This is a genomic window from Alteribacter keqinensis, assembly GCF_003710255.1.
Classification (GTDB): Bacteria; Bacillota; Bacilli; order Bacillales; family Salisediminibacteriaceae; genus Alteribacter; species Alteribacter keqinensis.
Genome location: NZ_RHIB01000001.1, coordinates 280,583 through 292,656 on the forward strand (window position 1 = coordinate 280,583; position 12,074 = coordinate 292,656).

Annotated in this window: 12 protein-coding genes; 3 read left to right on the plus strand and 9 right to left on the minus strand. The window is 43.5% G+C overall.

The annotated features are described in order from the left end of the window. The first annotated feature begins 114 nt into the window (after nt 1-114). The gene (locus EBO34_RS01360; protein ID WP_122896168.1) at nt 115-987 is read left to right on the plus strand and encodes a hypothetical protein; all 873 of its coding nucleotides are present in this window, start codon (nt 115-117) and stop codon (nt 985-987) included. A gap of 21 nt (nt 988-1,008) precedes the next feature. Here the strand turns inward: EBO34_RS01360 and splB are convergent, their stop codons facing one another. The 8 genes from splB to EBO34_RS01400 form a co-directional block, all read right to left on the minus strand. Beyond that, complete coding sequence (gene splB, locus EBO34_RS01365; RefSeq protein ID WP_122896169.1) at nt 1,009-2,037, minus strand: spore photoproduct lyase; 1,029 nt, start codon at nt 2,035-2,037, stop codon at nt 1,009-1,011. A gap of 71 nt (nt 2,038-2,108) precedes the next feature. Then, the gene (locus tag EBO34_RS01370; RefSeq protein ID WP_122896170.1) at nt 2,109-2,360 is read right to left on the minus strand and encodes a transcriptional regulator SplA domain-containing protein; all 252 of its coding nucleotides are present in this window, start codon (nt 2,358-2,360) and stop codon (nt 2,109-2,111) included. A gap of 156 nt (nt 2,361-2,516) precedes the next feature. Beyond that, a complete protein-coding gene (locus tag EBO34_RS01375) occupies nt 2,517-2,888 on the minus strand; it encodes a phasin family protein (RefSeq protein ID WP_122896171.1) in 372 nt (123 codons plus the stop codon). 22 nt (nt 2,889-2,910) lie between these two features. Beyond that, nucleotides 2,911-4,557 (minus strand): ABC1 kinase family protein, encoded by a 1,647-nt coding sequence (locus EBO34_RS01380; protein ID WP_122896172.1) that lies wholly within the window; start codon nt 4,555-4,557, stop codon nt 2,911-2,913. A gap of 361 nt (nt 4,558-4,918) precedes the next feature. Then, complete coding sequence (gene treP / locus EBO34_RS01385) at nt 4,919-6,334, minus strand: PTS system trehalose-specific EIIBC component (protein WP_122896173.1); 1,416 nt, start codon at nt 6,332-6,334, stop codon at nt 4,919-4,921. 392 nt (nt 6,335-6,726) lie between these two features. After that, the gene (locus EBO34_RS01390) at nt 6,727-7,716 is read right to left on the minus strand and encodes an ABC-2 transporter permease (RefSeq protein WP_122896174.1); all 990 of its coding nucleotides are present in this window, start codon (nt 7,714-7,716) and stop codon (nt 6,727-6,729) included. Continuing rightward, the gene (locus tag EBO34_RS01395; RefSeq protein WP_122896175.1) at nt 7,706-8,581 is read right to left on the minus strand and encodes an ABC transporter ATP-binding protein; all 876 of its coding nucleotides are present in this window, start codon (nt 8,579-8,581) and stop codon (nt 7,706-7,708) included. Before EBO34_RS01395 ends, EBO34_RS01390 begins: the two co-directional genes overlap by 11 nt. Further along, nucleotides 8,571-8,966, minus strand: a complete 396-nt coding sequence (locus EBO34_RS01400; protein ID WP_122896176.1) for a GntR family transcriptional regulator — start codon at nt 8,964-8,966, stop codon at nt 8,571-8,573. The genes EBO34_RS01395 and EBO34_RS01400 overlap by 11 nt, the downstream gene beginning before the upstream one ends. A 222-nt stretch (nt 8,967-9,188) precedes the next feature. On the opposite strand from EBO34_RS01400, the gene EBO34_RS01405 reads away from it, so the two are divergent. Then, entirely contained in the window at nt 9,189-10,076 is an 888-nt protein-coding gene (locus EBO34_RS01405; protein ID WP_122896177.1) for an NAD-dependent epimerase/dehydratase family protein, read from the plus strand. 40 nt (nt 10,077-10,116) lie between these two features. Here the strand turns inward: EBO34_RS01405 and EBO34_RS01410 are convergent, their stop codons facing one another. Continuing rightward, nucleotides 10,117-10,566: a GNAT family N-acetyltransferase gene (locus tag EBO34_RS01410; protein WP_122896178.1), complete on the minus strand. Its 450-nt coding sequence runs from the start codon at nt 10,564-10,566 to the stop codon at nt 10,117-10,119. A gap of 401 nt (nt 10,567-10,967) precedes the next feature. Between EBO34_RS01410 and EBO34_RS01415 the strand changes: the two genes are divergently transcribed. Continuing rightward, nucleotides 10,968-12,020: an N-acetylmuramoyl-L-alanine amidase gene (locus tag EBO34_RS01415; RefSeq protein WP_122896179.1), complete on the plus strand. Its 1,053-nt coding sequence runs from the start codon at nt 10,968-10,970 to the stop codon at nt 12,018-12,020. Nucleotides 12,021-12,074: the final 54 nt, after the last annotated feature.

Genomic DNA, 12,074 nt, shown 5'->3' on the forward strand with positions numbered 1-12,074 from the left:
GTGCAATGCTTCCGGGGCATTTTTGTATTGATGGATTAAAAACAGCACTCAAGGCTCTTTATAATCCCGGAATGATAATCGTAACGAAGAAGGTGAGTTTTCAGAGGGTTTTAATTGATTGATCTCGAAGAAGACAACAAATGTAAACTGGAGGCGTTTAATGTGAACAGCGAACGTGATCAAAGGATACCGGTTCAACGGGAGAAAGTGAAAAGCCGTATGGAGGAAGATCTGATCTGTGACGATAACGTGATTGGACTGTATTATGGCGGTTCAGCAGCAGCAAATAATATGGACCTTTATTCAGACCTGGATGTCAGGGTAGTTGTCAAAGACCATTCGTTCCAGTCTTTTATCCATAATAAAAATGAGCGGACAAGAGGGTGGGGGACTGTATTGTTTTTTGAGGATCCGGGCAGTAACGTGCCTTATACCATTGCTCATTATAAGTGGTTTTTTAAAGTAGACCTTTTTATTTATAAACTTAAGGATCTGCATCCTTCTCCGTGGCTGAAAGGAATAAAAATCATACACGACCCTTGTGGAGAAATAGGCAGCATACAAAGGGAATCGGCTGCATTAACGATTCTGTTTACCAAAGACGATTTTCATAAGTGGCGGGGAAAGACTCTCGCTTATGTACATGAAGCTTACCGGCGGACTCACAGAGGGGAGTGGTACTACGCCAGCCAGTGTATCGATTCGATCAGGTGGTCAATTGCAGCAGGCTGGCTTGTGGAAATGGGACATCCGATGAATGGAACGATGGACTGGGCAAAAATCGAAGGAAGCAGAAGTCCTCTTACCCCTAAGCAAAAACACATTCTTGCCTCCTGGGAGACAAAACGATCTCCAAGTCACCATAATGAGCTGTTAAAAGAAATGGTGGAGCCTTACCTTGAAGTAGAGAAGAAGCTCGCCAGTCTGGTAAATGAAAAAGATAGAACGGGTGAATCGAAAGACATATGGGAAATGGCGGTTTATTAAAGGTTTTAGCTTGAATGTGTTTCATGTGAAATATTCCAGCTTGGCATTTGGAAAGTATTTGTCAATGAAGCTGTTGAGTGTTTCTTTTAAGTCTTCCTGCTCATCTTTTTGATAAATGTATTTTCCGATTCCGTATTTTCCCCATTTGTATTTTCGCTTTTCCTCGTCAAGTTCCAGCTTGGTCATTGGATAGTTTTTCTGAATCACACGTTTTGCAGGTTTGGTGAACCGGTGCTGAATCAGCTCAAAGGTAAGATCATCACGAGCCCTGTCCGAAAGCTCTGCATCCAGTTTCTTAAACATCTCTTCGTAACCCTGCTTCCACCCTTCGTGAATATAAAGAGGAGCTACGATAAAACCGAGCGGATACCCTGCATTTGCTACTTTACCTGCAGCCTGGATACGGTAATCAAGAGGTGAAGTGCCCTGCTCAAAATTCTTGATTACATAATCGGCATTGATACTGAAACGGAATCTTGTTTTCCCTTTGTGATCGGCATCCAGTAAATGATCAACGTGGTGGTACTTAGTCACAAACCGGAGTTTACCGTTCTCAGAATTACCAAAGTATTCAATGGCTTTTTTCAGTGAATGGGTAAGGTGATCAATTCCTACTATGTCAGACGTGCATGCCGCTTCAAACCTTGTGTCCTGGGGAGCCCGTTCACTCATGTACTGCTCGGCCTGATCAAAGATTTCTTCAAGGTTGACGTATGTGCGGATATAAGGTTTATCTCCCATGGTTGTCTGCAGGTAGCAGTACTGACAATGGCCCATACAGCCGGTAGCAAGGGGAATGGCATACTCTGCAGATGGCTTTGAGGTATCAAACTTCAGTGTTTTTCTGACTCCGACCACAAGAGTAGACTTTGCATTCCGGTACTTTTGTAGATGGTTTTCGCCCGGTATGTTGCGTACCTGGTTATGGGAAGTGGTTTTGCGAATCTCTACACCCAAATCCTCGAATTTCTTTTTTAACTCAGCACCCAGGTGGTATTCTAATGCTCCCGGTTCAATATATACGAGCTGAGGCATGAACGGTTTAATCACAGGTTTTCACACCTTTCTAAAAAAGTTAAGTTCACAATATCTCTTTACTTCAGCTGCATCACAGCTAACAGCTAATATAGATCCTCATCCTGAGGAATATCAAAATACTGATTATACATTTCTTCTGCTTCCTGATAACTTGTGTACATGGCATATTCATCTGTTAATGGAAAATGTTCTTCAAAAAGATATAAACTCATTCTCCCAGGATTATGAGGATCTTCAATTATCGAAGCCTCCTGTATCTGAGCGACATTCTGTGTGTGCGGATTCCGGTAAATCACATATACCGTGTCTCCGGAGGTTAATTCAGAAATATTCATCAAAACTCTCCCTTTAACTGTATTACGTATAGGTTGAGTCAGGTGAGTATTCTTATACCAGCTCATATCTGTAATATATTGTAAAGTTACAAAAAAAGAGACCGTCCGCTAAGGGGAACACCCGAAGTGAACAGTCTCTTTAAATTTGATTAATAGTTATTCGTTTCTGTCCGGGTCTTCGTAAGGGACAGGGTCATTCTCCACGCCGGGCTCGTTTTCACCGCTGTTTTCAAGTGAAGCCACTCTTGCATCAAGCTCAGCGATTCGCTGTTCCAGAGCCGTAACTTCAGCCTTTGATGCAATATCCAGATCACTGAAGAATTTTTGAGCCTTCTCCTTTGAACGACGGTTCCAAGTTTCTTCAGTCTGAGTTCCTTTCTTCTCGAATTCCTTCATCATTTCATTTGCTTCATCGGGAGTTACTTTCCCTTTGACAATCAGCTCCTGAAAGTATTTCTCAGCTTTTTCCTTACTCGTAATAGCGGCACCAAGTCCGATTAAAAATCCTTTTTTCAATAGATCACTCACGATTATCACTCCTTATAAAATTTCAATCATTATTCTCTCTGAATCCTGAAACCCAGCGATTATGAAGATACAAAAACATGATCGTCGAACCAAGTCCTGTCGCGGAAAGTGCAGCAGTTACACCAAACAGATTTTGAACATCCATAATGATGCTGAGAAACAAAAAGATAAGGCTTATCAGAAAGGTAAGGCTCGAAATACCGATAAACAGAAGGTAGCGGTGGTGATCGTATCCACGCCATTCCCTCCTGGTTTCGGCCCGTCTTGCATATTTTGGGCCCTGCAGCCATTCATTTAAGTTACGGGGCACAGCCAGTAAAGGTTTCGCCGAATCTTTAAGAACCTGGAACTGGAGGCTTCCTTCTTCTTCCTCGGTATCGTTAATCCAATCCTGTACTACAGGTTTCCCGAGTTTTATAAAATCAATTTCAGGATCAACAATCGTCAGTAAGCCTAAAGCGATGGATGCTGCCCGCCCGAGAAAGGCAAATTCCGTAGGAAGCTGGATCGGCTGCTCCTGGACGAGTTCCTGAATGTCTTCAAAAATCTCTCCAATCAGCTCCTGGTCCACAGTTCCGACACCGTTTTCCAGATACGTTTCAACAGATTGTCGCAGGATCGCCTGAAGCTTGTGCTTGTTTGCATGGGGGAGGAGAAAGCCAAGCTCGCCCAACTGCTTCACTACAAGGGCATAATCTTCAAGGACAAGTCCCTGGACCACTTTTCTTAACATAAGAGCATCCTGTTTTTTTATAACCCCGACCATTCCGAAGTCAAGTACTACCAAAGTTCCATCGCTCTTTACTAAAATGTTTCCCGGATGAGGGTCGGCATGAAACATCCCATCTTCAAGGAGCTGATCCATAAAGAACTTAAAAACCTTCTCAGCCAGTTGTTTTTGATTAATGTTATGTTTTTTTAGAAAAGACGTATTGTTCATTTTTTCAGCTTCTATCCATTCCATTACGAGAACACGGCGGGTTGAGAAATCCTCAAAGTAATGGGGGATATACAGCTCGTTGCTGTCATGGAACCGTTTCTTGAAATAAACACCGTTTTTCAGTTCCTTAGAGAAATTGAGTTCATCACTCATCACCCTCACCAGCTCTTTGTGAAGGGATTTCAGGTCTGCCTGCTTACCGAATTTAGTAAATCGCTTTGCGATCCATAATACAATCCGAAGGGCTTTAAAGTCTGTTCTGAAAATCTTTTCAATATTATGGCGCTGGATCTTGATGGCTACTTCTTCACCGTTATGTAACCGCCCTTTATAAACTTCTCCGATTGAAGCGGAAGCAACGGGTTGATCACTAATTTCCACAAGCCAGTCACCTATATCACGTCCCCATTCTTTTTCCAGGATCTGTCTTGAAATCCTCGCCGGAACAGGAGGAACACGGTCGATCAGGTCTTCAAGTTCTTTGAGGAAAACTTCAGGAAACAAATCGGCCCTGGAGCTTAAAAACTGTCCGGCTTTAATCATAAGGCCTTCCAGCTTAATCGCTTTATCCCGGTACTCCCCTGCTTGTTTCTTTAGAAGCTCCTCCCACTTTTCACGGGTAGCAGCGTCCCAGTGTGTGTGGCGTTTGTTGAAGAAATAAAGCTGTGCAAGAAATTTAATGAACATCGTAACAATAACGAAAATGCGGTATAGTGAATTATTCTTCATCGGCTGACCTCCTGACTGTCCCGCGCATCATGCTAAAACTACCTATTCCCTTAAACGTGCTCAGATATGTCACAGATTTATGACTTTTGTCAGGGATTTTACGTTTCTTCGGTTATGCCTGAAAGCCTCTTGTATACTGCCGGGGGTCTTGTCTGTCCCTCAAGACCGTCTACTCAACGATTAGGCTCGAGGCGAGTCCGCGTCAATGGAGCGTATTACGTTCAGCGCAGTGGAGCGTTAATGGAGGATAATAGTACCTTCCCAACTTTATTTTCAGGGCAGCCGATACAATAAAAATTATTTATACCCAATAGAAAAAAAAGCACCCAGCCTGTTAAAGGTTGGGTGCTTTCTTTCTGTTCTATACTTCTTCTTTTGTAACGAATTTTGCGTACAGGAATGTGAGTGCAAAAGGAACAACGATTGCAATGATCATACCGATAAAGAATGACATCCAGAAATCAGGAATGATGGAAAGTATTCCTGGGATACCGCCGATACCGATGGAGTTGGCCAGTACACCGTTAAGGGTGATAAACATACCCGCTGTTGCCGCACCAATAATCGCGCAGATGAACGGAAACTTGTAACGGAGGTTAACCCCGAACAACGCAGGCTCCGTAACCCCAAGGTAGGCAGAAACAGATGATGTAAGGGAAAGACCTTTCATGTTTTCATTACGTGTGGCGAACATAATAGCCAGTGCAGCAGAACCTTGGGCAATGTTGGAAAGAGCCAAGATCGGCCACAAGAATGTTCCATTTCCGGTACCTACGAGCTGAAGGTCTACGGCCAGGAACGCATGGTGCATTCCGGTAATAACAAGTGGAGCATAAACTGCTCCGTATAACAGACCTCCAATGGCAGGCAGACTTGAGAAAAGCCATATAAATCCGCCGGTAATAGCATTGGCAATTGTAAATGTAACAGGACCGATAACAATGAATGCAAGAAAACCGGTAATAAGCAAAGCCACAGGTGCAACAACCAGCATTTGAATGCTGTCCGGAACACGCTTTCTTAAGTAAATATCAATCTTAGCCAGAACCCAGGCGGATACAAGTACAGGAAGGACTTGTCCCTGATAGCCGATAGCTTCTACCTGGAGGCCGAATAAGTTCCAGGTTGGAACGTCTCCTTCAGCACTTGCATCTGCATATTCCCAGGCGTTAAGTAAGTCAGGGTGGACAAGGAATAAACCAAGTACAATACCAAGAAGCTCACTTCCGCCAAATCGTTTAACTGCCGACCAGCCGATCAGGGCGGGCAGGAACACGAAGGCAGCACTGGCAATAATATTAATTATTTCAGCGATGCCGGCCCATTGAGGGTAACGCTCTACAACGGATTCAGCAAAGAAAATCCCTTCTCCGGTAAGGATGTTGTTAATCCCGAGAAGAAGACCGGCTGTTACGATTGCCGGCAGGATTGGAATAAAGATGTCAGCAAGCATCTTAACGCCTCGCTGGAGCCAGTTTTGCTTGGAAGCTGAAGCCTCTTTAACATCGTCTTTTGTTGCTTCGCCAATCCCGGTCATGGCTACCATTTCCTTGTAAACCTTATCTACCGTTCCCTGGCCGATAATGACCTGAAACTGTCCGTTCGTGGAAAAAGAACCTTTGACAATATCAATGCTCTCCAGTTTCTCTGAATCCACTTTTGATTCATCTTTCAGCGACATTCTAAGCCTCGTCACACAATGTGTGGCTTTTTCAATATTCTCTTTGCCGCCAATGGCTTCGAGTATTTCTTTCACTTGCTTTTCGTATTGAGCCATCTTGCATCCTCCTTAAAATTATAATTTCGTTATAAAGTAAATGGAAGTAAAAGGGAAGGTAATCGTTTTCATAGCCGTGGTTAACAGGACCTGACTCATAGAATTCCCTATGACTGGGCGATTATGAGCAAAAGAAAGACTCGCTCCTTTATACCTCTGAACTTGCCATGTTAAACATTTGAATCAATTTTTATGTTGAACATATGTATATACAAGTAACCTGTGAACACTTTTTATTTTATCTTGTATATACACGTTTTGCAAGCGTTTTAGTATCATTTTTCGACAAAAAATGCCGAGGGTGTTTTATCCTTGGTGCAACAACGCTTTTGACATGAAAATGGGTGAAAACGAAAGCGTTTTACACCTTCGTTTCACCCGGTAAAGTAAGACTATTTATTTTTGACCATCACATTCATTTTTAAAAGCCTTCTGGCGATGAGGAAGCTGAAAATGGTAAACACCGCGAAACCTAACCAGTAAGCAGTAATCTGAAAGTCAGTCATGCCCCAGGGAACAATGGCAGAGACAATCATGCCTCCCAGCAAGGCGAAGCACGCAACAATTCCAACCAGAAAGACAGGGTGGAGCTGTTTAAAGATGAGGAATTCGCCGTTATGCTCAACTTTGTTGCGTTCATAAAGGAGGAAGCCCCCGAGCAGGGTGGCGGCAATCCAGATGATCCCGAGCAGGACCGGGTTTGCCAATTCCTCAGCAGGATTCACAAAGGCAAACAATAATGGGGACACATATGCAAGCCATAAAGGCGGGTTCCAGTTAAACCCGAAGTGAAGGTCTGCAAGGTAACCTATAAGAACGAATGCACCGTAGGGAAAGATGGCAAATATAAAAGTCAGAACCACCTGAGTAATCATCTCTCCTGCAATCGTACCGATAAGCATGGCAAAGGAGAAGAACAGGATATATCCAAGCAGGGGTGTGAGAAACAGCTCCGTCAGGGTAAATGAACCCAGCCGGGAGGCAAACTCAGATGTTGCGACAATGGCATAGGCTGTGAAAAAGGTAACTGCATGAAGAGTGGCTATGATTAATACACCATAAATCCATTTGGCAAGAAATATGTCCCTTCTTTTAAATGGCAGGGAAAAAGTAAAATCATTACGTCTTGTGTTTCGTTCAATCCCTATTAAAAGCCCTGCGAAGATCGCGGAGGCAAAAAGAATGAATACAGGAAGTGTACCGCCTATAAAAAGCCTGTAAACTTCATATGTAGAATTACTGTACATGTAAGGATATTCACGCCAGTTTTCGAGTGTAATCATCGTCTGGAATGGAAGGTGGACGGCAAAAATTATTGCGAAAATCCAGACAAGCATTTTTGATTGTTTATAATTTTGTAACCAAAGTGCCTTATGAAACAAATTCTTCGCCCCCTAACTTAACTACAAACACATCCTCCAGGCTCATAGACAGTTCTTCATAGAGAAGAGGTTTCTCATCTAAAATCACCGCTTCAGCATCGGATCCGTTCTTTTCAATGATAATGGTATATACTCGGCCGGTTTGATTTAGGATACTCACTTTACTTTTAATCTTTTCAGGCATGTAATCGGAGAAAACAACCTGAACTTTTTTGTACATGCTTTTCATTTCATCCAGCTCGTAGTGACTGTCTACTTTTCCATCTTTAATCATAATGATGTCATTTGCCATGAATTCCAGTTCATCAAGCCTGTGAGACGAGATAATAACTGACACGTCGCTGAGGGCAACTTCTTCCACAAGGATTTTAAGTACTTTCCGTTTTACGATGACGTCAAGACCATCTGTTGGTTCATCCAAAATGATGTAACGGGCCCGTGTTGAAAAAGCGACCACAAGGGAGAAGAGAGCTTTCATTCCTTTTGAATAATTGCCGATCTTTTTCGTTTCAGGAAGGGAAAAGCGTTCCATCAATTCGTTAAAATAGTCATTGTCAAACCGGGGATAGACAGCTTTATATAACCTTACGAGCTCCTTCGTGGAATAGTTCTTCAAAGCTTCGGACGAATCAGGAACAAAAATAACGTCCTGCTTTGTTTCGGGGTTTTTAAAAATACTCTTGTCGCCGATTTTCACATCACCCCGGGTTGGATCGAGAATGCCTGTCATCGTCCGTAAAAGGGTGGTCTTACCTGCTCCATTACGCCCTACAATGCCGACAATACTGCCTGGTTCAATATTGAATGTAATGTCTTTAAGTATCTCATTCTGATGAATTCGTTTAGAAAGATTTTCAACTCTCACGGTTTTCTCCCCCAATTTCCTGATAAAACTCTTCAATCCACGATTCAACTTGTTCTTTTTCTATGCCAACGTAGTGGCTGTCGATAACGGCTTGTTTTAATGCCTGTTTGATTGCTTCTGACTTCCGTGGGTCGTGGGTGAAATGAAAATCCTCTGAAATGAACGTTCCCCTGCCGCGAATGGTCATAATCACCCCTTGTCTTTCCAGCTCTTTGTAAGCTTTACTTACGGTATTCGGGTTGATCACAATCTGAGAGCTCAGTTCTCTTACAGAGGGAAGCTTTTCTTCCGGCTTCAAAAGGCCCTTCGCACACATCTCTTTAACCTGATGGATGATTTGTTCGTATAAAGGGACGTTCTTTTTAGGATCAATATTAAAATACATTAATTCACCACCTTGATTGTTTCATTCTGTGTGATGTGTGTATTACATTTGTTAGTACACTTGTAGTTTATCGGGATTGCCAGCGGTTGTCAAACTTTACCTTGAACATTTTTACAAGGAGTGTTGGGAATTGTCCTCAAAAGCTAAGATTACGGGCATTAGAAGGAAAAGGCCGTGTGAGTATAGAAACAGCATTAGGGGAAGAAAAAGGAGGAAATGGCGATGTCGAGAAAAATACTTGTTTTAGGCGGCACACGATTTTTTGGGAAAAGACTTGTGGAGAAACTTGCGGCAAATGGCGATGACGTTACCATAGCAACCCGCGGACAGCAGGAGGATTCATTTGGCGATCAGGTAACCAGAGTCAAAGTGGACCGCAGTGAACGAGAGTCGATGGAGATTGTCTTTAATCGAACGAAATGGGACCTGATTTATGATCAGATTTGCTTTTCACCGGATGATGCAAAAATTGCGTGTGATGTGTTTAAGGAAAAAACCAGGCACTATGTTATGACATCGACTTTGTCCGTGTATGGCTTTGATGAAAAAGAATTAAAAATTGAAAAGGACTTCGATCCATATACATACGAAATTACCATGGGTGGGAGAGCGGATTTCAGCTACGGAGAAGGAAAACGGCTGGCGGAATCCGTGTTTTTCCAGGAGGCAAGCTTCCCTGTAACAGCCGTTCGCCCTCCGATCGTTTTAGGAGAGGATGATTACACGGAGCGGCTGCATTTTCATTTGGAAAAAGTGCTGAAGGAAGTGCCGGTCCTTATTTCAAACGTGCACACCAAGCTTTCTTTTGTAGAAGCGGGAGACCTTGCTGACTTTCTGTTCTGGACAGGGAAGAGTGAGTTGCACGGACCTGTTAATGCCTCATCACCGGATCAGGTATCGCTGGGGAAGTTGATCGCCATGATTGAACAGGAAACCGGCCGGGAAGCGAAGATTGCAGCGCCGGAGTCACCTCAGAACCAGTCCCCCTTTAATTTTCCCGCATCAACGTATCAGGATGTGTCACTGGCTGAAGCTTCGGGGTATACTTTTAAACCCCTTACAAGTTGGCTGCCTCAGCTGATCAACCATATTCATTCTCTTTATAAGTAAGTCTCACAAACCACCAGAACAGTTCTGGTGGTTTGTTTTTTTACAGGGTATCAATTTTTAAGATCATTGTAACGTGAGGGATACCGTCTTCCAAATATTCATCTGAAACTTCTTTAAACCCATGCGACTGGTAGAAGTGTTTAATATAAGTCTGGGCGGAAAGGGTTATTTCGGTCTCAGGATTCTTTTGGAGGATAAAGCGAATGGCACGCTCCATGAGGTCATTCCCGTATCCTTCTCTTCGGAATTCCTTGTTTACAATGACACGGCCGATTGTATATGGAGCATTCCTGTCTTCTGGAGGGAGTATTCTGGCATAGGCAATTATCCGGCCGTTTTCTTGTTTGAAAAGGTGGCAGGCTGTTAAGTCTTTATTATCAATTTCAGGATATGGGCACTTCTGTTCAACGACAAAGATATCGACTCTCTCTTTTAAAATGCGATAAAGTTCTGGAGTGGTAAGTTCTTCAAATTGTTTTAAATGCCACATTGTATCACCTCCGGTTATTTTTAGTTTAATCGAGGCGGACAGACCATTCAATCATCGGCATTCGTACATTTTTCCTTTATTATAGGTCTTTGGTTATGCGTAATTTCACACGCAGCATTTACTGTAGTAAGGAGTAGACAACCTATTTATTAATAATCCTGTGTGCTCATATATCATTTATGAAATACTGTCTGCTCTATTTTAGTCCAAAAGGAGAATGACATTTTGCGGGAACATACTGAATGTGTTTACTGTGGAAGAACGATAGAGAGACTGAATATTGAAACCTTTAAAAGGGGTGAACATGGAGAACCTGAATGTGATAATGCTGCGTGCTCAGAATTTCGTGAAGCTGGTGTTATCTCTGATGATGACATCTATGTTGAAGGAGGCGAGGTGTAATGGTTTTGCCGATTAGTTTAGGAAGACCAGTCAGGATTTTCATAGATCCAGGTCATGGCGGAAGTGACCCTGGGGCAGTAGGGAACGCTTTACGGGAAAAAGACTTATGTCTGAGTACAGCTTTAAGGCTGAGAGATATTCTTCAATCCCAGTTTCAAAATGTTGAAGTGCGTCTGAGTCGCACAACCGATGTTTTTGTAAGTCTTGCAGCCCGGGCTCAGGCTGCAAACAGCTGGAATGCCGATTTATTTGTTTCGATTCATTATAACGCCGCAGTTGCAGCAGCACGCGGTTTTGAGACTTTCCGTTTTACGAATGCACCGAACCGGACCCGTCAGATTCACCAGGAAATGCACCGTGTCATGTACAATCAGGCGTGGCGGGGACGCACACTTGATCGTGGTACAAAATCGGCAGGCTTTTATGTACTCCGCTACACAAACATGGCTGCCATTTTAACAGAAGGAGGCTTCGTTACGAATGCACAGGATGCTAACTTCCTTCGTTCTTCAGCCTTCATTCAAGAAGCAGCAGCAGCCCATGCTGAAGCGATTGCTGCCTTGTTTTCGAATGTCCGCAGAAGAAGCAGTGGAGGTTCAACGGGAACGGGTGAATGGACCGGACAGGTGTTAAGAAATGGTGACCGTGGAGCGCTGGTTCGCAGTTTGCAGGAAAAACTGCTTAATCTTGGGTACGATCTTGGCTCGTTTGGTGGCGATGGTATTTTTGGCAACGCCACTGAAAATGCTGTCCGTGCCATTCAGCGCAGTGCAGGAATAACAGTTGATGGAATAGCGGGACCGCAGACGTATCAGGCAATCCAGAATGCACGGCCGTCAGGGCTTCTCGTTATTGTAGATGCAGATACACTCAATGTCAGAAGCCGGCCTTCCTGGGACGCCAGTGCTGTAGCGGGAACGGTCCGCCGCGGAGAAGCTTTTACGGTGATAGAACGAGTTAGTGTTCCAGGAAGCAGTACCGACATGTACCGGTTAAAAAGCGGGCTGTATATTACGACGAGCGAAAGCTTTGTCCGGACCCGGTTAGTCTAGAGAATAACAGAGGCTGAGTTGAAGGTTATCTTCATACAGTCTTTTTTTATGAAA

What these genes read in the sequence shown, in the direction of transcription:
- EBO34_RS01370 (WP_122896170.1), bottom strand. Translation starts at nt 2,360, where the DNA reads ATGAATATTTCTGAATTAACCTCCGGAGACACGGTATATGTGATTTAC.
- EBO34_RS01380 (WP_122896172.1), bottom strand. Translation starts at nt 4,557, where the DNA reads ATGAAGAATAATTCACTATACCGCATTTTCGTTATTGTTACGATGTTC.
- treP (WP_122896173.1), bottom strand. Translation starts at nt 6,334, where the DNA reads ATGGCTCAATACGAAAAGCAAGTGAAAGAAATACTCGAAGCCATTGGC.
- EBO34_RS01400 (WP_122896176.1), bottom strand. Translation starts at nt 8,966, where the DNA reads ATGTATTTTAATATTGATCCTAAAAAGAACGTCCCTTTATACGAACAA.
- EBO34_RS01405 (WP_122896177.1), top strand. Translation starts at nt 9,189, where the DNA reads ATGTCGAGAAAAATACTTGTTTTAGGCGGCACACGATTTTTTGGGAAA.
- EBO34_RS01410 (WP_122896178.1), bottom strand. Translation starts at nt 10,566, where the DNA reads ATGTGGCATTTAAAACAATTTGAAGAACTTACCACTCCAGAACTTTAT.
- EBO34_RS01415 (WP_122896179.1), top strand. Translation starts at nt 10,968, where the DNA reads ATGGTTTTGCCGATTAGTTTAGGAAGACCAGTCAGGATTTTCATAGAT.